The following is a 23,645-nucleotide window of genomic DNA, read 5'->3' on the forward strand; positions in this document are numbered from 1 at the left end:
CGTCAAAGGCATTTTCTCCCGGTGTATGCACGGGTTTGTTTCAGAAGACCTGACACCGAACAGCGAGCGCGCATCCGCGAGGCATCGTATACGATCTAAGAACATGCGACCGGGCGCCGCTTTTGCGCGTTCTACTTGGAGAGCAAGTGGGCCGCACGGTTCCATCTACAAGGAAGTGGTGCTGCCCATGCTCGAGACCTCCCGCATCGAGGAGATAGCCGACGAACTGTTCGTGGCGGATCGCTCCCGAACCACCATTCCCAGGCTCACCGCCCGGTACCCCGAGATGACGGTGGAGGATGCATACGCGGTGCAGAGCCTCTGGAAGCAGCGTGGTCTGGATGCCGGGCGCCGGCTCGTCGGCCGCAAAATCGGCCTGACCTCCAAGGTCATGCAGGTGGCGACCGGAATCACCGAGCCTGACTATGGCGTCATCTTCGACGACATGGTCTACGAGAACGGCGCAAGCATCCCGTTCGATTCGTTCTCCAATGTGCGCATCGAGGTTGAGCTGGCGTTCGTGCTCGGCAAGCCCTTGTCCGGCCCGAACTGCACGCTGTTCGATGTGCTTGACGCCACCGACTACGTGGTGCCGGCGCTTGAGATCCTCAGCTCCCGCATCGAGATGCCGGGGCGAACCATCGTCGACACCATCTCAGACAACGCAGCGATGGGCGGCATGGTCGTCGGGGGCAACCCGGTCAAGGTCGGCGACATCGACCTGCGCTGGGTATCTGCCCTGCTGTACCGCAATCAGACGATCGAAGAGTCTGGCGTTGCTGCTGCAGTTCTCAACCACCCGGCGGCCGGCGTGTACTGGCTGGCCAACAAGCTCGCCACGCACGGCACGAGCCTCGAAGCAGGCGAGATCATCCTCGCCGGTTCCTTTACTCGGCCGATGTGGGTAGAAAAAGGCGATACTGTGCACGCAGACTACGGACAGCTGGGAGCAATCACATGTCGATTCGAGTAGCAGCAGACCCCACGTTCAGGGACGCGCTCGCCGATGCAACTAGGCCTCAGATCGGCATGTGGGTGTGCTCAGGCAGCCCACTCGTGGCCGAAATCTGCGCGGGCAGCGGGCTCGACTGGCTGCTCATCGACACCGAGCACAGCCCGAACGGACTTGAATCAACGCTCAGTCAGTTGCAGGCGGTCAACGGCTATCCGGTCATCCCTCTTGTTCGACCACCGGTCGGCGACCGCGTCATCATCAAGCAGCTGCTCGATCTTGGGGCGCAGAACCTGCTCATTCCGATGATCGACGATGCGGATGCCGCCCGCGAGATGGTGGCTGCCGTCCGCTATCCCCCACACGGCGTGCGTGGAGTCGGCAGCGCCCTGGCCAGGGCCGCGCGCTGGAACCGAATCGACGACTATCTCGCCACGGCCGACAGCACCGTCTCGCTCTTCGTCCAGATCGAAACGGTGGCTGCAGTGGCAAACATCGCCGAGATCGCCGCGGTCAACGGCATCGATGGCCTGTTTATCGGGCCGTCAGACCTGGCGGCATCCATGGGCCTTCTCGGCCAGCAGGAACATCCCGATGTCATCGCCACCGTCGAGCGTTGCATCCGCATTGTCGCCGCGCTCGGCAAGCCGGTCGGGGTGAATGCCTTCGCTCCCGCGCTCGCCGAAAGCTATCTGGCCGCGGGTGCGACATTTGCCCTCGTCGGAGCGGATGTCGCCATCCTCGCTCGTGGGTCAGAGGGCCTTGCTGCCCACTACATCCCGTCTCCCCTCGAACCCGATGGCGTCATCCCGCGAGCCAGCTACTAGTCGACCAGCCCTGGCTCGTCCCCTAGAGTTGTCTCGTCTGGCGGCTTAGCCGTCGGGTCCGGAAAAGGGGCCCTGAGCGACAAACGCACACTGGCAGTGCGCACGGCGCGAGACATATACGGAACACACACCGCTATATGACTCGTAAGGAAAACCCGTGACCACTGTGTCCACGCGCGTCGCCGACGCCATTTCTGCCCACGTAAGCGACGTCTTCGGCGTCATGGGCAACGGAAACGCCCACTTCATCGACGCACTGTTCGCCGATCCCGACCACCGGGTGAACTACACAGCTGTGCGGCACGAGACGGCATCCGTCGCGGCCGCCGATGCCTACTACCGCGCATCCGGCCGCATTGCTGTCGCAACGGTGACCTACGGCGCCGGCTTCACGAACATGATCACCGCCCTCGCCGAGGCCGTGCGCGCCAGGACCCCACTCCTCGTTGTCGTCGGAGATGCGCCGACGACGGGGCACCGCCCCTGGGATATCGACCAGGTGGCACTGGCTGACTCCCTCGGCGCGACAACATTCACCGTCGACATGCACGACGCCGGTCGCACGGCCATCGCGGCACTTGAGCACGCGCTCAACAATCGCACCGCCGTGGTCCTGGCCATCCCATACGACATCGCCGCAGCGCAGGCCGACGACGAGAGCTGGCCGAGCCAGCTGCACCTGACGTCACCGCAGCGCCCCGACGCCAACGCAACGGATGCCGCGGCACGCATTCTCGCGAACGCTCAGCGCCCCGTCATCATCGCAGGGCGTGGAGCCTGGGCAGCCGGGGCGAGCAACGCACTCGGCGAGCTTGCCGATTCACTCGGCGCCATCACGGCAAGCTCGGCGCTCGGCCGAGGGATCTTCCCCCGGCAGAAGTTCGACCTCGGGGTGGTCGGCGGATTCGGCCAGCACGACGCCATGGCACTCATCAAGACAGCGGATGTCGTTCTCATCGTTGGGGCTGGCATGAACCAGTTCACGATGAGCTTCGGCACCCTTGTCTCCCCCGCAACCACGCTCATCCGCATCGACAACGAGGCGGCCGTGGTGCACCCCGCCGTCGACTCGCTTCTGATCGGCGATGCCCGGCTGAGCGTCGAGGCGCTGAACGCAACCATTCGCGCTATCGGGTCCGCGCCATCCGGCTGGCGTGAGAGTGTGCCGGGGCTGACCGGTGGGGCGTTCACCGCGCGCGATGCCGGCGAGGACGATCTGCCTGACGGTCTGCTCGATCCGCGACGGCTGGCCACCCGGCTGGGCAAACTCCTGCCCGAGGATCGCATCGTGGTCTCAGACGGCGGCCACTTCATCGGCTGGGCGAACACCCACTGGAACGTCACAGCGCCCAATCGGATGCTCATGGTCGGCACGGCATTCCAGAGCATCGGTCTCGGCTTCCCCAGCGCCGTCGGCGCAACGGTGGCTGTGCCCGAGTCGCTCCTTGTCGTCACAACGGGTGACGGCGGCGGGCTGATGGCGCTGGCCGACCTGGATTCGGTCATCCGCTCGACGCGTCGCGGCGTGATCGTCGTCTGGAACGACGCGGCTTACGGAGCCGAGGTGCACGTCTACGGACAGATGGGTCTCGACAAACGACCGATGATGATCGAACGAGCCGACTTCGCCGCGCTGTCGCGGGCGCTCGGCGGACACGGCAACGTGATCAACACGCTTGGCGATCTAGAGCAGTTCGAGAAGTGGCTTGCCACCGGCGATGACGGCGTCTATCTGCTGGACTGCCGAATCTCTCCCCTCGTCGTCGCACCCTTCCAACAGGAGATTTACGCGAACACGACGGCCATTCACCAGCCGCTCAGCAGCCTCTAGCACCCACGGGTCCAGAGCCGTACCTTGGCATCGTTCGCCAGATCGTATATCATTTGTGATACACCGATCGATGAGGAACCCATGAGCAACGACGCTATGAGCACCACCGTGAGCACCCCGGGCAAGATCATCGCTGTCCACCTGAGCTATCGCTCGCGCGCCGAGCAGCGCGGACGGATTCCGGCGTTTCCCTCGTACTTCTTCAAGCCGGCGTCGTCGGTCGCTGCGAGCGGTTCGACGCTCGAGCGCCCGGCCGGCGCTGAATTGCTCGCCTTCGAGGGCGAAATCGCGCTCATCATCGGCACGCGCACCCGCAGAGTTTCTCCCGACGATGCCTGGGCGGCGATCTCCGGCGTAACGGCGGCCAACGACTTCGGCACATACGACCTGCGTACCGCAGACAAAGGCTCCAACGTGCGATCCAAGGGTGGTGACGGCTTCACCCCGCTCGGTCCCGTCGTGATTCCCGCTGCCCGTCTCAACCCGTCAGCACTGCGTGTGCGCACCTGGGCCAACGGTGTCCTCGTGCAGGAAGACACCACCGACGGCCTGATCTTCTCGTTCGGCCAGATCATCGCCGACCTCTCCCAGCTGATGACCCTCGAGCCGGGCGACGTCATCCTGACCGGAACCCCCGCCGGGTCGTCGGTGGCACTCCCCGGCGACGTGATCGAGGTCGAAGTGGATGCCCCCACACAGCCAGGCGCACCAACTACCGGTCGTCTGGTGACGACCATCACCGAGGGCGCCACAGAATTCGGTGACTACGGAAACAAGCCGAGTGCAGATGACCACCAACGCATCGAAGCATGGGGCAGCGAAGAGGTCTGGCGTGCCGCGCAGGCTGATGGGCGCGCACCAGCCGATGCAACGGCCGCGGACGAGATGACAGCGGATGCGCCAGCAACAGCGGCGACAGATGTCACGACCGGCGCCACTGACCCGTTCGAACTCACCGAGGACCTCCGCGAGCGCATCCTCAGCGTCGGCGTTGCCACCCTCAGCTCCCAGTTGCGACGCCGCGGCTACAACGACGTCTCGATCGACGGCGTCTCGTCCAACAAGCCGGGCGCACACATGGTCGGCCGCGCCCGCACCCTGCGTTTCATCCCGTTCCGCCCCGACCTCTTCGCCTCGCACGGTGGCGGTTTCAACGCCCAGAAGCGCGCGTTCGACACCGTCAACCCCGGCGAAGTACTCGTCGTGGAGGCCAGAGGCGAGCGCGGAACCGGCACCGTCGGCGATGTCCTCGCCCTGCGCGCTCAGGTGCGAGGGGCCGCTGGCATCGTCACCGATGGCGGCGTGCGCGACTTCGACATCGTCGCATCCTTCGACATTCCAACGTTCTCGCAGGGCGCTCACCCAGCAGTCCTCGGTCGTCGCCATGTTCCGTGGGAGACCGATGTCACGATCGCCTGCGGTGGCGCTTCGGTGCAGCCGGGCGATGTGATCGTGGGTGATGGCGACGGCGTCATCGTCATCCCCGTCGCGCTCGTCGCCGAGGTTGTCGCGGATGCCGTCGAGCAAGAACGCGAAGACGCCTTCGTCGCCGAGATGGTTGCGGCCGGCGAACCGGTCGACGGATTGTTCCCCATGAATGCGGCGTGGAAGAAGCGCTACCTCGACACCCAGGAAACCCGATGACCACCCTCAGTAAGTCCCAGCTCGCACACCAGTGGATCAGCGAGCGCATCAACGACGGCCGCTATGTTCCGGGGTTCCGCCTCGTGCTCGGTCAGATCGCGTCAGAGCTCGACATGAGCGTCGTGCCCGTGCGTGAAGCCATCCGCTTGCTTGAAGCCGAAGGCCTTGTCACCTTCGAGCGCAATGTCGGCGCGCAGGTCGCGATGATCGAGGAGACCGAGTACCTGCACACCATGCAGACGCTCAGCATCGTGGAGGGCGCAGCCACATCGCTGTCTGCGCCTTTCATCACCGCAGACCACATTTCGAGGGCCCGCGCGATCAACGAACAGATGGTCGCTTGCCTCGACGATTTCGACCCTCGCCGCTTCACCGAGCTCAACCTTGAGTTCCATGCTGTTCTGTTCGAAGAGTGCCCGAATCCGCACATCCTCAATCTCGTGCACCGCGGCTGGAACCGGATGACCGTGCTGCGTGACTCGACGTTCAGCTTCGTTCCCGGGCGCTCCCGCGCCTCGGTGAATGAACACGAAGACCTGCTCAGATTGATCGAGTCGGAGGCGGCGCCCCTCGAGATCGAGCTGGCCGCCAGGGCGCACCGCACCGCAACGCTCGACGCCATGCTCGCGTATCAGGCCGCGCACAAGCATCCGTCTGAATCGCCGTCACCGGCGGCCGCAGGTGCTCCCCTCTCCACGTATTGACCCGAATGCGCACGATCGCGCAGGCATCGGGCACCGATTCCTGCGCCGGCCTTGCCCCGACCAGCCATGCTCAGACTCCCCAATGAAGGATAGAGAACTCATGACGCACTACATTCCAGACGGCCTCCCGTCCACGATCCAGCACTTCATCGACGGCGCGTTCGTCGACAGCGTGTCTGGCAAGACCTTCGACGTGCTTGATCCCGTGTCGAACCAGACGTATGCCACTGCTGCTGCCGGCCAGCAGGAAGACATCGACCTCGCCGTCGCCGCCGCCAAGGAGGCGTTCGACAACGGTCCATGGCCGAGAATGAAGCCCAGGCAGCGCTCGCGCATCCTCAACGAGATTGCGGATGCGATCGAAGCGCAGGATGCCCGCCTCGCCGAGCTCGAGTGCTTCGACACCGGGCTGCCGATCACCCAGGCGCTCGGCCAGGCACAGCGTGCCGCCGAGAACTTCCGCTTCTTCGCCGACCTCATCGTTGCCCAGGCCGACGACACATACAAAGTGCCTGGCCTGCAGGTGAACTACGTCAACCGCAAGCCGGTCGGCGTCGCCGGCCTGATCACACCGTGGAACACCCCGTTCATGCTCGAGAGCTGGAAGCTGGCTCCCGCCCTCGCCTCCGGCTGCACCGTCGTACTGAAGCCCGCCGAATTCACCCCGCTGTCAGCCAGTCTCTGGGCTGAGATCTTCCGCTCGGCCGGCCTCCCTGACGGCGTCTTCAACCTGGTCAACGGCATCGGTGAAGAGGCCGGCGACGCACTCGTGAAGCACCCGGATGTTCCGCTCATCTCGTTCACGGGCGAAACAACGACGGGTCAGACCATCTACCGCAACTGCGCGGCAAACCTCAAGGGGATGTCGATGGAACTCGGCGGCAAGTCCCCTGCCGTCGTCTTCGCCGACGCCGACCTTGATGCAGCCATCGACTCGACCTTGTTCGGTGTGTTCTCCCTCAACGGCGAGCGCTGCACCGCCGGTAGCCGCATCCTCGTCGAGCGCTCGATCTACGACGACTTCTGCGCCCGCTACGCCGCGCGTGCCCAGAACATCGTCGTCGGTGACCCGCACGACCCGAAGACCGAAGTCGGCGCGCTCGTCCATCCAGAGCACTACGACAAGGTGATGAGCTACGTCGAGATCGGCAAGGGCGAGGGGCGCCTGCTCGCCGGTGGCGGCCGCCCCGCGAACCTGCCTGACGGCAACTACGTCGCCCCGACGGTCTTCGCCGATGTCGCCCCTTCTGCCCGCATCTTCCAGGAGGAAATCTTCGGGCCGGTCGTCGCGATCACCCCGTTCGACACGGATACCGAAGCTCTGGAACTGGCCAACGGGGTGAAGTACGGATTGGCCGCCTACATCTGGACAAGCAACCTCGAGCGCGCCCACACCTTCGCCCAGTCAGTCGAGGCCGGCATGGTCTGGCTCAACTCGCACAACGTACGCGATCTGCGCACCCCGTTCGGCGGCGTCAAAGCCTCCGGCCTCGGGCACGAGGGCGGCTACCGCTCGATCGACTTCTACACCGACCAGCAGGCCGTGCACATCACGCTCGGCGCCGTGCACACCGCACGCTTCGGCGCGAAGTAGCGCACCAGCCACCATCCCTGTCGCCATCCACGACACCACAATTCGCGACACGACAATTCACGTCACCACAATTCACGAGACCTCAACGAGGAGACATCATGAGCGCCACAGCACCCATCCCCACCCCGTCAATCGCGCCACCCGACATCCTGCGCTGCGCGTACATGGAGATCATCGTCACCGATCTCGCCGCCTCGCGTGAGTTCTACGTCGACATCCTCGGCCTCATCGTCACCGAGGAAGACGAGAACGCGATCTACCTGCGTTCGTTCGAGGAGTTCATCCACCACAACCTGGTGCTGCGTCAGGGGCCGATCGCTGCCGTTGCCGCGTTCTCATACCGGGTACGCACACCAGAAGACGTCGCCGTCGCCGAGGCCTACTTCCGTGAGCTGGGCTGCCGGGTCGAGCGCCGCACCGAGGGCTTCGTCAAGGGCATCGGCGACTCGGTGCGCGTCGAAGATCCGCTGGGCTTCCCGTACGAGTTCTTCTACCAGGTCGACCACGTCGAGCGGATGGCGTGGCATTACGAGTTGATGGGCGCCGGCGCCCTCGTGCGACTCGACCACTTCAACCAAGTCACCCCCGACGTGGCCCGTGGCCGCGCATACATGGAGGACCTCGGCTTCCGTGTGACCGAAGACATCAAGGATGAGGATGGCGTCACATACGCTGCCTGGCTGCGCCGCAAGGACACCGTGCACGACACAGCCCTCACCGGAGGCGATGGCCCGCGCATGCATCACATCGCGTTCTCCACCCATGAGAAACACAACATCCTCTATATCTGCGACAAGCTCGGCGCGCTGCGCAAGTCGGATGTCATCGAGCGCGGCCCTGGCCGCCACGGTGTGTCGAACGCGTTCTACCTGTACATCACCGATCCCGATGGCCACCGCATCGAGATCTACACGCAGGACTACTACACCGGCGACCCGGACAACCCCGTTGTCACCTGGGACGTGCACGACAACCAGCGTCGCGACTGGTGGGGCAACGCCGTCGTGCCGAGCTGGTACACCGAGGCATCCCTCGTGCTCGATCTCGATGGCAACCCGCAGCCGGTCGTCGAGCGCACCCATGCCAGCGAAATGGCTGTAACTGTCGGAGCGGATGGCTTCTCATATACGCGTGAAGGTGACTTCAACACGGGATTCAAGCTCGGAAACACCCTCTAGGCCTGCGTCTGACCGCACGGAAGTGAGCACGGATTTGGTGACGATCCCATCCGCTGAACAGCCCGAAATTGACTAGATACTGAGGGTTCGATTCACAATCTGGCTGGCGACTTCGCCCAGACTCAACCGATTGTTTCTGGCGTAGCCACGAATCATGTCGAACGCGGCATCCACGCTGGTGTTGTACGTGTGGGCGATCACACCCTTGGCCTGTTCGATCAGTACCCTGCTGTCGAGAGCGTGCTGCAGCTGGGCGCGCTCGGTGTCGCTCTCGCGCAGGGCACGTTCCTGCAGGATGCTGATCGTCGCGACATCCGCCAGCGCCTGGGCGATATCGATATCCCCCTGGGTAGTTCCATCAGCCTCCTGCGTTCGTCTGTTGAGGCGACTGCGTCGAGATCGCCGTGCGAGTCAACGAGCAGGATGCCTGCTTCTGATGCCCCCAGCAATGCGGCAGAATTCTCCGCCAACGTGTTAAGCATCTCGACGACGTTGTAGCCCGAAACGAGGGTATCGGCGAGAACCACGAAGGTCTCGACCAGTTTGTTTTCACGCGACCGAGGCGACATGACTCATCGTAGATCTCCGAGTTGCATCAGGAGAAGTGAATATTCATTCAGGGTTCGGGCTGCCAGCTCCCGTGCACTCAGACCGTGCACTGATGCGCGCCCGCGGCTCACGAGCCAGCGCTTTGCCCCGTTCAGTCCTCGTCAAGAAAAGCGAGAGCGGCCCGTTTGAACTCGGCAGACGTCAGGGCGTTGATGTGGGTTCGACCGGGCAGTTCCAGGTAGCCGGCACCGGTCACATCCGCGAGCGTCGCCACGCCATCGGGAATCAGATCCGCAGATCCGGCCACGTACAGAGTTGGGATGCCCGTCGCCACGTCGAGGGGCGCATCAGTCATCCCGAGCACGCACGCCCCGAGCGCTTCGCGGTCTTCGCCTGCCTCGAGTGCAGCCCGAAGCACGGCAGCGATCGTCGGTTCGGCCGGAAGCGCCCCCGTCGAGACGAATCGATCGACCGAGTCGACATCCCAGGTCGAGAAGTATTCGATCGGCCCCGCTCCTCCGAGCGTGATCCGGCGAATACGCTCCGGAGCATGCCGGGTGAGCGCAGAGACCACGCGCACGCCCATTGAGTAGCCGATCACGTCGACCTGCTCGATGCCGGCGTCGTCGAGCACCGCGCAGAGATCGGCTGCCATTTCGGTCGGTGTGTAGTCAGCCGACCGATGCGGCTTGCCGCTTCTCCCATGTCCGCGTAGATCGGGGGTCACTACACCGCGCCCGGCCCCGACGAGCGCCCGCACCCAGCCGGTACCGCCCCAGGTCGCCGCAGCCGTTGAGGCAAAGCCGTGCACGAGCAGAACCGGACGCTTCCCCTCGGCAACGTCGTATGCGATGCGCACGCCGTCGGGTCGGGCAACGACGGGACTCACGCGTGACCCGACCAGCCGTCTTCTCCCTCTTCGGGTTCCTCAGCCTCAGCCTCAGCTTCAGCAGAGCGGATGCCGCCGACCACCGCTGCCGTCGCCAGCATCGCGCCGGCGTGGGCCAGTTCGGCCAGCGCAGCATCGCTGGAATCCTCGGCAACGCCGGCGATCAGATCAGTGAGGACGCGCACACGCTGGCCGTGATCAATCGCATCCAACGCCGACGCCCGGACGCAATAGTCGGTGGCCAGGCCGACCACATCGATGTCGGTCACGCCGCGGGCGGTCAGCAGCTCTCCCACCGATTCACCGGACTCGGTGTGACCCTCGAAGATCGAGTATGCGGGCAAGCCTTGCCCCTTACGGATGTGGAACGTAACGGCATCCGTCACCAACGACGGGTGATACTCAGCACCTGCGGTGCCTGCCACGCAGTGCACCGGCCAGGTTGAGACATAGTCGGGCGCCTCGTCCCTGGCGAAGTGACCGCCGTTGTCGTTGTCGATGTCGTGCCAGTCGCGGGAGGCGAAGACCGAGTCGTACGCGTCGGGATGCTCGGCGAGCAGAGTGCTCACCCCCGCTGCGACCGCACGTCCGCCGTCGACGCCCAGGGCGCCGCCTTCAGTGAAATCGTTCTGAACGTCAATGATGAACAATGCGCGCGTCACGGTTATCCCCTACTAGTTGTTCGACAGGTTGTCTCCGCAGTTGTAGAAACCTGCCGTGATGGTATCGATCGCTACCTTGGCATTGTCGCTCACATCTCCGAGCGCGTAAACGGCGAAGGTCAACGGGGTGCCGTCGGCTGCGTTGATGATGCCGGCGAGTGTGTAGCCGGTGTCGATCCAGCCGGTCTTAGCGAAGACCGAGCCATCGGCAACCGAACTCGAACCACTGAACCGGTCGCTGTACGAGAGCGAACCGGTTTCGCCGGCCACGGGCAGCCCGTCGAAGATCACTCCGAGGTCACCCTCTCTGGCATTGATCTTGATGAAGAGCTGTGTGAGATACGACGGTGGTACGGCGTTGTTGTCGCTGAGGCCGGAGCCGTCGGCGATGACGATCCCGGTGGTATCGATTCCATACGGCGCAAGGCCGGCGATCGTCGACTGCTGCAGGGCCGCGAATGTGTTGCCGGCTCCCGACTTCACGGCAACCAGACGAGCAAGCATTTCAGCCAGTGCGTTGTCAGAGACGATGAGCGACTGCTTGATCAGAGTGGATACCGGCTGCGACTGCACAGCGGCAAGCGTCTCTGCCCCGGCCGGCGCAGTTCCCCTGGTCACCGTGACGTCGCCGCCGAGTTCGTCGGCGAAAGCGTCGCCGGCGCGACCGATCGGGTCGTCGCTTCGGGACGAGGTGTTGCGTGCCGGGCTGTCGCGGTCGCCGTCGACCTGCAGCGCAGTGATCGGCGGCATGTATCCGTCATACAGTTCCTTGGTGTCCCAGCTGGATTCCCATGCCGGGTCGCCGAACAATGACGAGTCGAGCACCAGCTTGGTGATCGGATCGCCCGCATTAGCCGGGTCGGCGTTCCAAGCCGCGATCGTCTGGATGGCGAGAGTGTCGAGGTGGGCGGCACCCGCATAGGCGGACTCTTCGCCCGTCGGCAGGCGGGTCAGCGTGATGTCGCCGCCACCGACAAGCACGACACTGCCGGGTTCAGCACCCTTGACCACTGTCGTCGTCGCCCGGTGGTCGGGACCGAGCACGCTGAGTGCTGCCGCCGATGTGAGAACCTTCAGGACACTCGCCGTGCGTGAGGGGGTGGTTCCACCGCGGTCGAAGAGCACTTCACCGGTGTTGGCATTCACGACCTGGGCCTGGAAGCTGCCGAGTCTGATGTCTGATGCCAGGCCTGCGACCGAGCACGTACGCAGCCGGCTAGCTGCCGTGTCTGTCCCCGGCAGCGGCCTGGCGGGGTCAGCGGTCTCTGTCGGTGTCGGTGTGGCCGTATCACCGGCGGCAACCAAAGGTGCTTCCGTGTTGGCCGCCGATGCACCAGCGACGACAGCACCCGTTCCAGCCAAGGCAAAGACCAAGGCTCCGGCCGTCACTAGCGAGGCAGTGCGGTGCCTGCTGAAAAAGGACGCAATTCCAGTCTTCGCGCCGGAGGCGGACGCAACGGATGCTGCAGACCCTGTTTCGGCCGCATCGGTTGCTGCCTCATCGGTTGCTGCCTCATCGGTTGCTGCGACGTTATCGGCCGAATCGACCGCGTTTGACGCATCCGTGTTATCTGCGCCGTCGATCTTATCTGCGCCGTCGACGTCACGCTCAGGGTGATTACGGGGCGAGTCGTCGGAATCGTGCATTCGGATACTTTATCGTTTGTCTCTGGGTAGTCGGCGGGGCACCGGGTAGGCCTACTCCCCCGGATATACGAGACCGATCTGAGCGCGAATTTCATCGAGCGTCTCCATGATCGCTACGGATTCGGCTGGGCTCAGGATCTCGCTCGCGGTCTTCCCCTCGCTCACCAGCTGCTGCGCTTCGGCAGCCTGGAAGTGCATCCCGCGGCCGACGAAATCAGAGCTGAAAGATTCGAGGATCTCTCCGTCAGTGGCAACCACCCTGAATGACGTTCCGGTGTACCAGACCCCGTCGATGTCGATGCGGGCGGCGCTGCCAAGCAGGCTGGCCGTGTTGGGACCCTTGGCCACGCTCGAGGTGAAGGTTGATGCGACCTGTCCGCCTGCGTAGGTGAAAGCCACCGCAAGCTGGGCATCCGCTCCCGTGTCCTTGAAGGTGGCGCTTGACACGATGGACTCCGGAGCGCCGAACACTGCGTGCGCAAACGAAACGGGGTAGATGCCAAGGTCGAGCAGTGCGCCGCCGCCGAGTTCGAGTGAGTTGATGCGGTGAGCGGGGTCATCAGACAGCTTCTGAGTGTGGTCTGCGACCAGCGACTGGACCTCGCCGAGAGTGCCGGCGGCCAGGATTTCCCTGATCCGCACCATGTGCGGCAGGAACCGGGTCCACATGGCTTCCAGGACCAGCAGGCCCTTCTCTGCGGCCAGTTCGACGATCTCGCGCGTCTCACGGGCATTCAGGGCGATTGGCTTTTCGATCAGCACGTGCTTGCCGGCGTCCAGCGCCAGCGCCGCGTTCGCCGCGTGAAACGGGTGCGGGGTCGAGATGTAGATGATGTCGACATCCGGGTCTGCAGCCAGCTCTTCATAGCTGGGGTGCGCGGTGGGGATGCCGAATTCGGCGGCGAAGGCGTCGGCCGACTCCTGAGAGCGTGAACCGACGGCCTGAACGGTGAAACCGTTGTCAACCAGGTCGCTCGTGAACGAGTGCGCGATACCGCCAGTGGCCAGAATTCCCCATCGAAGTGCAGTCATGAATGGAGCCTATCGATAATCGGGACTCTGCTGCACCGCACGAAAAAGCCCCCTCCGGAAAACCGGAAGGGGCAGTGGGGCCGCCTATCAGAATCGAACTGATGACCTATTCATTACGAGTGAATCGCTCTACCGACTGAGCTAAGGCGGCGTGAGAAGTTCTTTTCAAAACTCCTCGGTGACACAGCAAACAAGCTTAGCGTGTCTGGAGAGCGATCTTGTACACCTCACCAAATGAAGCTTTCACTCGCTCAGAAAGTGTGACCTGTCCGACTGAATCAGCCCAACATCTCCAGGCGTGCCGCGTGGTAGCGACGGCGATAAGCGTGAAAAGTAATGCCTGTTCAGTGAGGCTTTCTTTATCAGACGCGAGACTGGGATCGTCGGCAGCGAGCCGACGCTCGATGGCATCCTGCAATCGCATTTCAAATCCGCGCAGAGTTGCCATCCGCATGCCGATCAGTTGCGTGTTCTCCCTCAGCACTGTCCGTCGGAGTAGGTGGATCTCGCGATCCTCCTCGATTGGAAGCAGATTAGTCACGAGTAAATCTGCCAGCTGCGGAAGCAGCGGCGCGTCAGGGCCACCATGAACAAAGGCTTCCAGCGACTCGTCAGAAGTAAACCCAGGGACGTCTCCGACCAAGGCTGCATCCTTCGAAGGAAAGTAGTTGAAGAAGGTGCGAGGTGAGATCTTTGCTATCCGGCTGATCTCTTCGATCGTCATCTTGTCCATGCCGCGTTCCAACGCGAGAGTCAGCGCGGCATGCTGGATGCTCCGCTGGGTTGCCACACGTTTGCGTTCCCTCAGCCCCGCCTCTGCATGGTTTGACATAACCTCAATTATTTCACGGTGCCCCGATTTGCATAGGGCTCACGATCAGCACATCGGATCTTCGGCTGGCACGGTTCCCTTGAGCAGATAGTTGTCGACGGCGTCGTTCACACAAGAGTTGGACTTGTTGTAAGCGGTATGACCTTCGCCCTCAAAAGTGACAAGCTGGCCACTCTCCAACTGCTCCGCCAGGTTTTGTGCCCACACGTACGGCGTTGCCGGGTCGTTCGTCGTACCGACGACCAGGATGGGCGCAGCCCCCTCGGCGTGAATTTCGGAACGCTCACCCTCGAACTTGTACGGCCAGTTGGCACAGCTGATGTCGCCGAACGTCATGTACTTGCCGATCGTGGGCGCCGAGGCCTCGATCTCGGCCGCTTGCGCCCGCATGCTCGCCGGGTCGTCGTTGTAGGTGTAATCGACGCAGTTGATCGCCGTGAAGGCTTCGGTTGAGTTGTCGAGGTAGGTGCCGTCAGATCCGCGGCCGTTGTAGGCATCAGCGAACTGGAACGCGTAGTCGGCTTCGCCCTTCATCACACTGGTCAACATCTCACTGAGGTAGGTCCAGGCGTTCGCCTGATACAGCGGATAGATGATCGCGGTCAACAGGGCGCTGGAACCCAGTTGGCGTCCATCGGATCCGGTGATGGGGTTCGCGTCGACTGAGTCGAGCAGCGATCCGATGGTCGCCATCGCCTGATCGACCGTGCCGCTGAATGGACACGAGGTGCCGGCGAGGCAGTCGGTCAGGTAGGCGCGCAGTGCGCTTTCGAATCCCTGAGCCTGCACCCGGGTGACCTCGAAGTTGCTCGTTGACGGATCAACAGCACCGTCGAGCACCATACGGCCGACCTTGCTCGGGTAGAGCTCAGCGTATGTGGCACCGAGGAAGGTGCCGTACGAATAACCCAGGTAGTTGAGCTGGGTGTCCCCCAGGATGGCCCGCAGCAGGTCTAGGTCGTGCGCAGCACTGACCGTGTCGACATGTCCGAGGAGTGCGCCGGTCTCGGTCTCGCACGCCGAACCGAAGTCGGCGGCAGCCGCCTCCAGCTCACCGATCCAGGCATCAGTTCCACGTTCGGCCGCCGGAATGCCATACAGGTACTCGTCCATCTGGCCCGCGTCGTAGCAGGCGACGGCGGAGGAACGGCCGACACCTCGAGGATCGAATCCAACGATGTCGTATGCCGCCTGCAGCGACTTGTCGGTGGCGTAGTCGACACTCTCCTTTACGAAGTCATAGCCGGAGGCACCGGGTCCACCCGGGTTGACCAGCAGCGAGCCCAGACGATCAGAGCCGGTGGCCGGATGGCGCACCAGGGCAAGTTCGATGTCGCCAGCAGCGGGGTCAGTCCAGTCAAGAGAAGCCTTCGCCGTCGCGCACTGCAGGCCATCGCCACAGTCAGACCAGATCAGCACCTGGTTATAGAACGGCTGCAGCGCAGCGTCGACGTTTTCGCCGGTCGGTACAGAGGTCGACTGTGCCTGCTTGGGCATGAACCAGGTGACGCATCCGCTCAGCCCGATAGTCACAACGAGTGCTGCGGCAAGAGCGAGGGCGGCCTTGGCCGACCGTCGGGTGCGAGTCTTCGTCACGTGTTCCTCTTTCGTCCCTGTCTGACGGGCGTCGTTTCTGACTGTCTCGGAGTGTGGCTCAGCGGCGGATTGCCGACACGAGCATGGCTTCAAGCGCGAGTGCGGGAGCCACGTTCGATTCGATCCGCTGCCTCGCGAGAGCAATTGCATCCATGGTGGCCAGTGATGCAGCCGGACTACTCACGTCGGCGGCGGCCTGCAATTCGGGCAACAACTCACGGTTGATCGCAGAGTCTGCCCGCCCCAGTTGCACCATCATGATGTCGCGGTAGAGCGAAACGAGGTCGACCAGAATCCGGTCGATGCCGTCGCGCAGGCTTCTCGTCGCCCGGCGCTTCTGGTCGTCTTCGAGCGCTTTCAGCTGGCTTCGGAGTGCCGGGGGAATCGATTGGCCAGGGGCAACACCGAGTGAGCGCAGCACGCCGTCGCGCTCTTCGGCATCGCGCTCGATGGTGATGGCCTTGGCATCATCGCCGGCGATAGCCAGCAGGCGAGCAGCAGCCATGACGGCGGTAGACACCGAGCGGATGCCGAGCGCGGTACGCAAGGTCTCCTCACGACGCTCACGCGCCTCGGCGTTCGTTGCCAGGCGATGTGCCATGCCAATGTGACTTTGGGCTTCGCGCGCCGACCGCAAGGCGATGCCTGGGTCGACTCCGTCACGGGCAACGAGCAGGTCTGCCACGTCTTCGACGCTGGGAACGCGCAACCGCACGGTGCGCACGCGGGAACGGATTGTCGGGAGCAGATCTGCTTCGCTCGGTGCGCACAGGATCCACACGGTGCGCTCCGGGGGCTCCTCGAGAGCCTTGAGCAGCACGTTCGAGGTGCGCTCCACCATCCGGTCGGCGTCTTCGACGACGATGACCCGATAGCGACCGATCGAGGGAGAATACTGCGACCTGGCCACAACCTCTTTGACCGAGTCCATCTTGATGATGACGCCCTCGGTCGAGAGCACGGTGAGGTCGGGGTGAGTGCGAGCGTCGACCTGGCGTTTCGCCGCCTCGTCGCCGGCCTCGTCTCCGGGGCTCAGAAGGGCTGTGGCGAAGGCAAATGCGAGGTTCGACCGACCCGAGCCAGGCGGCCCGGTGATCAGCCAGGCGTGGGTCATCGATGCGCTGGCAGTCGTGCTGCCAGCGGTACTACCTGATGCGGCACTGCCGACCGAGGAGCTGGTGGTTGAGGCTGCCGAGCCCGCCAGAGCCGGAACTCGTTCGGCGGCGGCGCGGAAAATGGCGATAGCCTCCGCTTGACCCGTCAGGCCGTCCCACACTCCCATAGCTCCAAGGGTACAGTCCGAGTCCGACAGTGAGCTGCGCTCGGCGATCGCTAGGCGCGATCGGCAAGCAGGGGCGCGACGCGCTCCCGGATCTCCGCGGCAATGACCTCTGGTTTCGCTGTCGCGTCGACGACGATGAAACGCTCGGGCTCGGCCGCAGCGAGGTCGAGGAATGAAGCACGGACTTTGGCGTGAAACTCGCCCTTCTCCGCCTCCAGCCGATCGAACCGCTTATTGGCGGCATTCAGGCGTGACCTGGCTGCCGTCTCGTCGAGGTCGAGCAGAATCGTGACATCGGGCAGGAGCCCCTCGGCTGCCCACAGCGACAACTCGCGCACCTCATCGCCACCCAGAACCCGACCGGCGCCCTGATAGGCGACCGACGAATCGAGGTAGCGATCCTGCACCACGATGTCGCCCCGCTCGAGAGCCGGGCGCACCTTGGTGCTGATGTGATGTGCGCGGTCGGCCGCATACAGCAGGGCTTCGGCACGGGGAGCGATATCGCCACGGTGATGGAGCACGATCTCGCGAATCTCGACACCGAGATCGGTGCCGCCTGGCTCGCGAGAGCGCAGCACGGTGTGCCCCTGCTCTTCGAGCCAGTCGGTCAGAAGTTTCGCCTGGGTCGACTTGCCCGATCCGTCGCCGCCCTCAAGGGTGATGAACAAACCGGTCACGACGTTGCGCCAGCGCCTGCCGCCTTTGCTGCAGCATTCGCCGCACGGGTGGCAGCAGCCTTGGCAGCGATGGCCGCTTTCTCTTCCGGCGTCTTTACGACCGCCGCCCGCTTCGCAGGGGCCTTCGCTGTCGTCGCCTTCTTTGCCGGAGCCTTCTTCGCTGCCGGCTTCTTGGCAGCTGCCTTCTTCGCTGGAGCCTTGGCGCGCGGCTTAGCCGGCCCCTTGGCACGCTTGTCTGCGAGGATCTGCACCGCGCGATCGAAATCGATGTCTTCGATACTCTCGGACTTCGGGATCGTCGCGTTGGTGACACCATCGGTTACGTACGCACCGAAGCGGCCGTCCTTGATCTTGATGGCCTTGCCGCTCTCCGGGTCCGGCGCTTCAAACTCTTTGAGTGCGCTGGAGGCGCGGCGGGCGCCATACTTCGGCTGCGCAAACAGCTCGAGAGCACCAGGTAAGTCGATCTCGAAGATCTGGTCTTCGCTGGTGAGCGAACGGGAGTCGGTGCCCTTCTTCAGGTACGGACCGAACTTTCCGTTCTGCGCCGCGATCTCTTCGCCGGATTCCGGGTCGGTTCCCACGACGCGCGGCAAATCGAGCAAGCGGAGCGCGGTGTCCAGGTCGATCGACGCCAGGTCCATCGACTTGAACAGCGAAGCTGTACGCGCCTTGGGCAGAGCGGCTGCCTTCTTCGCTGCCGGCTTCTTCTTCGGCTTCGTCTCGGTGACCTCGCCCGTTGCCTGGTCGACGCTCTGAGCTTCGGTGGTGGCGGCCGCAGCAACTGCAGCCGCGTCAACCTCTGGTTCCGGGTCGACCTCGGTTACGTACGGGCCGAAACGGCCATCCTTGGCCACGACGTTCTTGCCGTTGTCTGGGTTCACGCCAATCACACGGTCGGTGACGACAGGCGCCTCGATGAGCTCGCGCGCCTTGGCCGCGGTCAGCTCGTCTGGTGCCAGCTCCGGTGGGATATTGACACGACGCGGCGGAGCGTCTGGTGCGGCATCCGGGTCGACAGTTTCAAGGTATGGGCCGTACTTGCCGATACGCAAGGTGATGTCATCGGCGATCCTGACCGAGTTGACGGCCTTGGCGTCGATCTCACCGAGGTTGTCGATGACCTGACGCAGGCCCTTGTGCTTGTCGGAGCCGAAGTAGAAGCTGGTCAGCCAGTCGACACGCTCGGCTTCGCCATCTGCAATGCGGTCGAGGTCGTTCTCCATCTCGGCGGTGAAGTCGTATTCGACCAGGTCGCCGAAGTAGTCCTCGAGCAACCGGACAACCGAGAAGGCGATCCAGTTGGGGATGAGCGCCTGGCCGCGTGGAGTCACGTAGCCGCGGTCGGTGATCGTTGAAATGATCGAGGCGTACGTCGACGGACGACCGATCCCGAGCTCTTCGAGCTTCTTGACCAGGCTGGCCTCGGTGTACCGAGCTGCCGGGGTGGTCTCGTGGCCCTTGGCCTCGACGTCGACCAGGGTAAGAACCTGGCCCTCTTCGAGCGGCGGAAGCTTCGACTCAGTCGGGTCTGAAGCAGCGTTGCGCTCTTCATCGCGTGACTCTTCGTAGGCAAGCATGAAGCCGCGGAAGGTGATGACGGTACCGCTCGCGGCGAATTCGGCGAGAACGCCGGATGCCGACGGCTGGTCTGACGGACCGGTCGGGCCGGCGGAGATGGTGACGGATGCCGTCGAACCGGTGGCATCGGCCATCTGCGAAGCAACGGTGCGCTTCCAGATCAGCTCGTACAGCTTGTAGTCGTTGCCGCGCAGGCTTGAAGCAAGCGATGCGGGAGTGCGGAACGTGTCGCCCGACGGACGAATAGCCTCGTGCGCCTCCTGGGCATTCTTACTCTTGCCCTTGTACAGACGGGGCTTGTCCGGCACCGTTTCGGGGCCGTACAGCGACGCGGCCTGTGTCCGGGCAGCGGTAATCGCCTGCTGCGACAGCGACGGGGAGTCGGTTCGCATGTACGTGATGTAGCCGTTTTCGTACAACGACTGGGCAACGCTCATGGTCTGACGCGCGGTGAAGCGCAGCTTGCGCGCGGCTTCCTGCTGCAGCGTCGAGGTCGTGAACGGCGCTGCAGGACTGCGGCGGTACGGCTTGGCGGCGACCTTCGTGACGGTGAGGTCGACATCCGGCTTCTTGAGGGCCTCGGCGAGCGCGAGGGCGGACTCCTCGTCGAGCACGGCGGCCTGCACCTTGGGCTTGAGTTCGCCAGTGTCATCGAAGTCAGCGCCGGTGGCGATCCGGTCGCCGTTGATACGCACGAGCTTGGCGTCGAATCCGGCTGCATCGTCTGCAGCGGATGCCGCCAGCTTGGCGATCAGGTCCCAGTAGCTGGCAGAGACGAACGCGAGGCGCTCGCGTTCCCTGTCGACAACGAGACGGGTTGCCGCTGACTGCACGCGACCGGCGGAGAGGCCGGGACCGACCTTGCGCCAGAGCACGGGAGAAATCTCGTAACCGTAAAGACGGTCGAGGATACGGCGGGTCTCCTGCGCGTCGACCAGAGCGGTGTCGAGCTCGCGGGTGTTGTCTTTGGCCGCCAGGATGGCGTCCTTGGTGATCTCGTGGAACACCATGCGACGGACGGGAACCTTGGGCGCGAGCACCTGCAGCAGGTGCCAAGCGATGGCCTCGCCCTCGCGGTCCTCATCAGTTGCGAGCAGGAGCTCGTCGGCATCCTTCAGCGCGCGCTTGAGTTCGGCGACAGTCTTCTTCTTGGAGTCGGACACCACGTAATAGGGTTCGAATCCGTTGTCGACGTCGACGGAGAACTTGCCCAGCGCGCCCTTTTTGAGCTCAGGAGGCAAGTTCTTGGGTTCGACCAGGTCGCGGATGTGTCCGACGGAGGAAAGTACCTCGTAGCCGTCGCCCAGGTACTGCGCGATCGACTTCATCTTGGTCGGCGACTCAACGATGACCAGCTTCTTAGTGCCTGGCACCAGACTCCTCTTATATGTGATGGGAACAAGGCACACCATACACATAGGAATGGACAGTGCGCCGTATTCAGTGTGCTGCACGTTAGTTCAGCGTTTACCGTGAGACCCGCGGTCGAGGCCAGACGCGAGCCTCGACGTTGAGACTCCAACCCCTTGCCCCTCGGTTGTTCCCGAGGACAATGGAAGCATGGTTACAGCATCAACCGGCACCTACACTGCGAAGCTAACCGATGGTCCCCTTGAGGGTAAGACCATCACCGTCGAGTTTCTGGAATCCGGTGATCCCCAACCACAGTTGAAGATCCCCGCCAGTGCGAGCAACAAGCGTTACCTGTATGCACGCGGCGCCGGGCTGGAGTTTCAGGCTTCCGAGAATCCGGATAAGCCGAGCGCCGTTGACTATCGCTACCTTGAAGCTGTATTCGAATAATACCGCTCCCACCACCCCGCCCAGCACTCACACCCTTCGCCTCCCCGTAACCGGCGCTAGTCGTCACTAATCGGCGTCTCCGTCTGGAGGACCGGCACGCGCCCGTGAGCGAAGCATGAAGGGGCCAACCGCGCGTTCCACACTGATCTCGGCGATCAACCCATCGACACCACACAAACTCACTGATGCTCCATTGAGCGTTGCTGCCTGTTCTGCTGCCTCACAGGGGAATCCGCCAATCGCTCCCGAAGCGATATCAGCAGCCGCGAGTGCTGCAGCGTCGGCCGCATTGTGAACGCCCTGTTGAAGTGCCAGCACGGAGAACGTGGTGACGACGAGCCCGGTGGCAAGCATCGTTGCCGCGATGATTGCCACACCAAGGATGGTTCCGGATCCCTCATCGTTGGCGCCCCCGAGAACGTCAGTCTCCTCACTGGATAAATTCCAGCCACCGACCACTCGGGGGCGCCAAGGCCTGCGAGTCAGAGCCCTCCGGCGAGCGCGCACGATGAGGCCTCCACGATTAGTCCGAGCGCTGCAAACGGACCGACCGTGGACGGTGCCCGCAGGATGGCACAGGTGAATTCACCCCGACGCTCGGATATTAAGGCGACCTCGCTTCCTGCGCGGGCAGCCAGCGCGACCGCATGGCCAGGGTCGTCACCCCTGGCCAGCGAGCGAGCGGCATCCGCAGCTGAATCCGCCAATCGAACCTGCTGGCCCACCACGGCGACGGCCCCGAGGCAGCAGCCAAGAACCAACACGACGGCGGGCAGGACAGTCGCGAACTCTGCGGTCACGCTTCCGCCTTCCCGTCGCCCCGCGCGACCGGTAATCCTCCCGGAGTGGCGGTCGGCGGCCCGATCGTTGACTCGGACAGAGGCTCGATCGGCGCCTCGATCGGTACTCTCGGTGTCGGCGGCCGACTCAGCCCACAGAGAGCGCATTGCGCACCAGGTCCGTCAGAATTCCTCGCACCTCGTCACCTCGCAAAATGACGATGAGAAGCCCGGCGAACCCGACTGCGGCCATCGTCGCTACGGCATATTCGGCGGTCGCCGCGCCCTCATCGCCGGCCAGGCGCCTCGTCACCCTGCGCCGGATCGGGCCGCGGCCGTCGCGTGAATCGCGCACCCGCAGTCGGCGTGCCAGCCCGTTGGATCGATTATTTCTGAATGTGCGCACCATCGACATCTGTTCTTCTCCTTGTATGGATGACCACGTGAATCGGTGGCCCTCTGGTCTTCAGCTGGATCGGCGCGAGCAGAATCAGCATGCGCCGGATACCAGCTGCCGTCAGCGACAGGTGGCTTTCGGTGCAGAAGTTTGGAGCGAACGGAATGTGGAGGAGACCACTGAAATCAGGAGCGGTGCAACGCAATGCACAGGCACAGGCACAGGCACAGGCACGGTCAGGCCCAGCGACAGCATGAGGGTCGTGAGCCTGCTCGCTGCACATCATCCCGATGCAGACGGCGTGATGCTAGCGCGATGCAAACGCGCGAATGCGCTTGTCACCTTGCGGCGTGATCGACGCCGCGCCAATCGTGCGAGCCTCCTCGGCAAGCTGATCCCTGAAACTCCGCGTGGGCTGCGACCGAATGAGGCGCTTCGCCTCGCCGTAGGCATGCGCATTCTCAACCCATTGGGCGGCGATCGCCTCAGCACGGCCGAGCGCTTCACCGTCTTCGACCTTCTCTGCAGCAATGCCCCACTCGACGGACTCGTCTGCGTTCAACATCCGCTCCTGCAGTACGAGTTGAAGCGCCCGGCGTTCGCCGACCGCACGCGCCAACTGCGCAGAGACCGAAAGGTCTGGAGTAAGACCGACTCCGGCATAGAGGCTGCCAACCTTCGACGACGCTTCGATGACTGCGTAATCCGATGCGAGCAGAATTCCGAGACCTCCACCGGCCGTCGCCCCCTGCGCCGCAGCGACGACGGGCTTCGAAGACTCGACGAGGTGCAGGATGCCTTCGTTGATCAGCTGCGCAAGTCGGCTCATGGCGGCGCCGCGATCTTCCAACTCCGCCATTGAGCGAACATCGCCGCCCGCACAAAACGCACGACCAGCTGCATTCACGAGAATGGCATTCACCTCACTCGAATTCACTGCCACTCGCGTTACCTGAGCCCAGTCTTCCGCCATCTCGGCGTCGAATGCGTTGAGCCGGTCGGGGCGGTTCAGGGTAATCCGGGCGATCCCGTCGTAGATCTTCAGCAACACTGCAGTAGTCATAACCGGAATCCTAAGGGAGACCATGCTCCTGGCATCTACCCGCGGTCTGGTCTGCGTGCGCACCACCTAACTCCGTCCTTCTCCCTCTCTACGGGTGTCGCACCGGCACTATCGGTGGCCGCG

The 23,645-nt window shown here is 63.6% G+C and carries 23 protein-coding genes and 1 tRNA gene; 9 read left to right on the forward strand and 15 right to left on the reverse strand.

Going from position 1 to position 23,645, the window contains the following annotated elements:
- The first annotated feature begins 187 nt into the window (after positions 1-187).
- The 7 genes from hpaH (at position 188) to hpaD (ending at position 8,730) form a co-directional block, all read left to right on the forward strand.
- Complete coding sequence (gene hpaH, locus ACMT3I_RS09155; protein ID WP_414804180.1) at positions 188-973, forward strand: 2-oxo-hept-4-ene-1,7-dioate hydratase; 786 nt, start codon at positions 188-190, stop codon at positions 971-973.
- The gene (locus ACMT3I_RS09160; RefSeq protein ID WP_414804181.1) at positions 958-1,779 is read left to right on the forward strand and encodes an HpcH/HpaI aldolase family protein; all 822 of its coding nucleotides are present in this window, start codon (positions 958-960) and stop codon (positions 1,777-1,779) included. Before hpaH ends, ACMT3I_RS09160 begins: the two co-directional genes overlap by 16 nt.
- Before the next feature lie 157 nt (positions 1,780-1,936).
- Positions 1,937-3,610 carry a thiamine pyrophosphate-binding protein gene (locus ACMT3I_RS09165; protein ID WP_414804182.1) on the forward strand — a complete coding sequence of 558 codons (1,674 nt, stop codon included), beginning with the start codon at positions 1,937-1,939 and terminating at the stop codon, positions 3,608-3,610.
- An 81-nt stretch (positions 3,611-3,691) separates the two neighbouring features.
- On the forward strand, positions 3,692-5,254 hold the full coding sequence (locus tag ACMT3I_RS09170; RefSeq protein WP_414804183.1) for a fumarylacetoacetate hydrolase family protein: 1,563 nt from the start codon (positions 3,692-3,694) through the stop codon (positions 5,252-5,254).
- Positions 5,251-5,958, forward strand: a complete 708-nt coding sequence (locus ACMT3I_RS09175) for a GntR family transcriptional regulator (RefSeq protein WP_414804184.1) — start codon at positions 5,251-5,253, stop codon at positions 5,956-5,958. Before ACMT3I_RS09170 ends, ACMT3I_RS09175 begins: the two co-directional genes overlap by 4 nt.
- 100 nt (positions 5,959-6,058) lie before the next feature.
- Positions 6,059-7,552 carry a 5-carboxymethyl-2-hydroxymuconate semialdehyde dehydrogenase gene (gene hpaE / locus ACMT3I_RS09180; RefSeq protein ID WP_414804185.1) on the forward strand — a complete coding sequence of 498 codons (1,494 nt, stop codon included), beginning with the start codon at positions 6,059-6,061 and terminating at the stop codon, positions 7,550-7,552.
- A 98-nt stretch (positions 7,553-7,650) separates the two neighbouring features.
- Positions 7,651-8,730 (forward strand): 3,4-dihydroxyphenylacetate 2,3-dioxygenase, encoded by a 1,080-nt coding sequence (gene hpaD, locus ACMT3I_RS09185; protein WP_414804186.1) that lies wholly within the window; start codon positions 7,651-7,653, stop codon positions 8,728-8,730.
- Between the two features lie 72 nt (positions 8,731-8,802).
- Here hpaD and ACMT3I_RS09190 read toward each other — a convergent pair whose 3' ends face one another.
- Positions 8,803-8,931 (reverse strand): ANTAR domain-containing protein, encoded by a 129-nt coding sequence (locus ACMT3I_RS09190; RefSeq protein WP_414804187.1) that lies wholly within the window; start codon positions 8,929-8,931, stop codon positions 8,803-8,805.
- Here ACMT3I_RS09190 and ACMT3I_RS09195 point away from each other — a divergent pair.
- Positions 8,920-9,228: a hypothetical protein gene (locus ACMT3I_RS09195; RefSeq protein WP_414804188.1), complete on the forward strand. Its 309-nt coding sequence runs from the start codon at positions 8,920-8,922 to the stop codon at positions 9,226-9,228. The genes ACMT3I_RS09190 and ACMT3I_RS09195 overlap by 12 nt on opposite strands.
- Positions 9,229-9,430: 202 nt before the next feature.
- Here the strand turns inward: ACMT3I_RS09195 and ACMT3I_RS09200 are convergent, their stop codons facing one another.
- The 10 genes from ACMT3I_RS09200 to topA form a co-directional block, all read right to left on the reverse strand.
- The gene (locus ACMT3I_RS09200) at positions 9,431-10,168 is read right to left on the reverse strand and encodes an alpha/beta fold hydrolase (RefSeq protein WP_414804189.1); all 738 of its coding nucleotides are present in this window, start codon (positions 10,166-10,168) and stop codon (positions 9,431-9,433) included.
- Positions 10,165-10,830, reverse strand: a complete 666-nt coding sequence (locus ACMT3I_RS09205; RefSeq protein ID WP_414804190.1) for an isochorismatase family protein — start codon at positions 10,828-10,830, stop codon at positions 10,165-10,167. The genes ACMT3I_RS09200 and ACMT3I_RS09205 overlap by 4 nt, the downstream gene beginning before the upstream one ends.
- Positions 10,831-10,842: 12 nt before the next feature.
- On the reverse strand, positions 10,843-12,477 hold the full coding sequence (gene dacB, locus ACMT3I_RS09210) for a D-alanyl-D-alanine carboxypeptidase/D-alanyl-D-alanine-endopeptidase (protein ID WP_414804191.1): 1,635 nt from the start codon (positions 12,475-12,477) through the stop codon (positions 10,843-10,845).
- A 51-nt stretch (positions 12,478-12,528) separates the two neighbouring features.
- Positions 12,529-13,509, reverse strand: a complete 981-nt coding sequence (locus ACMT3I_RS09215) for a Gfo/Idh/MocA family protein (RefSeq protein ID WP_414804192.1) — start codon at positions 13,507-13,509, stop codon at positions 12,529-12,531.
- Between the two features lie 75 nt (positions 13,510-13,584).
- A tRNA-Thr gene (locus tag ACMT3I_RS09220) sits at positions 13,585-13,660 on the reverse strand.
- Between the two features lie 45 nt (positions 13,661-13,705).
- Complete coding sequence (locus ACMT3I_RS09225) at positions 13,706-14,341, reverse strand: TetR family transcriptional regulator (protein ID WP_414804193.1); 636 nt, start codon at positions 14,339-14,341, stop codon at positions 13,706-13,708.
- Positions 14,342-14,386: 45 nt separating this feature from the next.
- Positions 14,387-15,937, reverse strand: coding sequence for an alpha/beta hydrolase (locus ACMT3I_RS09230; protein WP_414804194.1), 1,551 nt, complete (start codon positions 15,935-15,937; stop codon positions 14,387-14,389).
- A 58-nt stretch (positions 15,938-15,995) separates the two neighbouring features.
- The gene (locus tag ACMT3I_RS09235) at positions 15,996-17,219 is read right to left on the reverse strand and encodes a DNA polymerase III subunit delta' (RefSeq protein ID WP_414804195.1); all 1,224 of its coding nucleotides are present in this window, start codon (positions 17,217-17,219) and stop codon (positions 15,996-15,998) included.
- Between the two features lie 50 nt (positions 17,220-17,269).
- A complete protein-coding gene (gene tmk / locus ACMT3I_RS09240) occupies positions 17,270-17,899 on the reverse strand; it encodes a dTMP kinase (protein WP_414804196.1) in 630 nt (209 codons plus the stop codon).
- Positions 17,896-20,853, reverse strand: coding sequence for a type I DNA topoisomerase (topA, locus tag ACMT3I_RS09245; RefSeq protein ID WP_414804197.1), 2,958 nt, complete (start codon positions 20,851-20,853; stop codon positions 17,896-17,898). The genes tmk and topA overlap by 4 nt, the downstream gene beginning before the upstream one ends.
- A gap of 187 nt (positions 20,854-21,040) precedes the next feature.
- Between topA and ACMT3I_RS09250 the strand changes: the two genes are divergently transcribed.
- Positions 21,041-21,283 (forward strand): hypothetical protein, encoded by a 243-nt coding sequence (locus ACMT3I_RS09250; protein WP_414804198.1) that lies wholly within the window; start codon positions 21,041-21,043, stop codon positions 21,281-21,283.
- A 66-nt stretch (positions 21,284-21,349) separates the two neighbouring features.
- On the opposite strand, the gene ACMT3I_RS09255 is transcribed toward ACMT3I_RS09250, so the two are convergent.
- The 4 genes from ACMT3I_RS09255 to ACMT3I_RS09270 form a co-directional block, all read right to left on the reverse strand.
- On the reverse strand, positions 21,350-21,790 hold the full coding sequence (locus ACMT3I_RS09255) for an Rv3654c family TadE-like protein (RefSeq protein ID WP_414804199.1): 441 nt from the start codon (positions 21,788-21,790) through the stop codon (positions 21,350-21,352).
- The gene (locus tag ACMT3I_RS09260) at positions 21,766-22,083 is read right to left on the reverse strand and encodes a TadE family type IV pilus minor pilin (protein WP_414804200.1); all 318 of its coding nucleotides are present in this window, start codon (positions 22,081-22,083) and stop codon (positions 21,766-21,768) included. Before ACMT3I_RS09260 ends, ACMT3I_RS09255 begins: the two co-directional genes overlap by 25 nt.
- Positions 22,084-22,210: 127 nt before the next feature.
- The gene (locus ACMT3I_RS09265; protein WP_414804487.1) at positions 22,211-22,387 is read right to left on the reverse strand and encodes a DUF4244 domain-containing protein; all 177 of its coding nucleotides are present in this window, start codon (positions 22,385-22,387) and stop codon (positions 22,211-22,213) included.
- Between the two features lie 379 nt (positions 22,388-22,766).
- Entirely contained in the window at positions 22,767-23,522 is a 756-nt protein-coding gene (locus ACMT3I_RS09270; protein ID WP_414804201.1) for an enoyl-CoA hydratase/isomerase family protein, read from the reverse strand.
- Between the last annotated feature and the right edge of the window lie 123 nt (positions 23,523-23,645).

The sequence above is a fragment of the Leifsonia sp. A12D58 genome (assembly GCF_047530025.1).
In the GTDB taxonomy this organism is placed as follows: domain Bacteria; phylum Actinomycetota; class Actinomycetes; order Actinomycetales; family Microbacteriaceae; genus Cryobacterium.

Bases quoted from the DNA above. Each gene is read 5' to 3' on its own strand.
- hpaD (WP_414804186.1), top strand. From the start codon at position 7,651: ATGAGCGCCACAGCACCCATCCCCACCCCGTCAATCGCGCCACCCGAC.
- ACMT3I_RS09175 (WP_414804184.1), top strand. From the start codon at position 5,251: ATGACCACCCTCAGTAAGTCCCAGCTCGCACACCAGTGGATCAGCGAG.
- ACMT3I_RS09170 (WP_414804183.1), top strand. From the start codon at position 3,692: ATGAGCAACGACGCTATGAGCACCACCGTGAGCACCCCGGGCAAGATC.
- ACMT3I_RS09270 (WP_414804201.1), bottom strand. From the start codon at position 23,522: ATGACTACTGCAGTGTTGCTGAAGATCTACGACGGGATCGCCCGGATT.
- dacB (WP_414804191.1), bottom strand. From the start codon at position 12,477: ATGCACGATTCCGACGACTCGCCCCGTAATCACCCTGAGCGTGACGTC.
- ACMT3I_RS09160 (WP_414804181.1), top strand. From the start codon at position 958: ATGTCGATTCGAGTAGCAGCAGACCCCACGTTCAGGGACGCGCTCGCC.
- hpaH (WP_414804180.1), top strand. From the start codon at position 188: ATGCTCGAGACCTCCCGCATCGAGGAGATAGCCGACGAACTGTTCGTG.
- ACMT3I_RS09235 (WP_414804195.1), bottom strand. From the start codon at position 17,219: ATGGGAGTGTGGGACGGCCTGACGGGTCAAGCGGAGGCTATCGCCATT.
- ACMT3I_RS09250 (WP_414804198.1), top strand. From the start codon at position 21,041: ATGGTTACAGCATCAACCGGCACCTACACTGCGAAGCTAACCGATGGT.
- ACMT3I_RS09215 (WP_414804192.1), bottom strand. From the start codon at position 13,509: ATGACTGCACTTCGATGGGGAATTCTGGCCACTGGCGGTATCGCGCAC.
- hpaE (WP_414804185.1), top strand. From the start codon at position 6,059: ATGACGCACTACATTCCAGACGGCCTCCCGTCCACGATCCAGCACTTC.
- ACMT3I_RS09225 (WP_414804193.1), bottom strand. From the start codon at position 14,341: ATGTCAAACCATGCAGAGGCGGGGCTGAGGGAACGCAAACGTGTGGCA.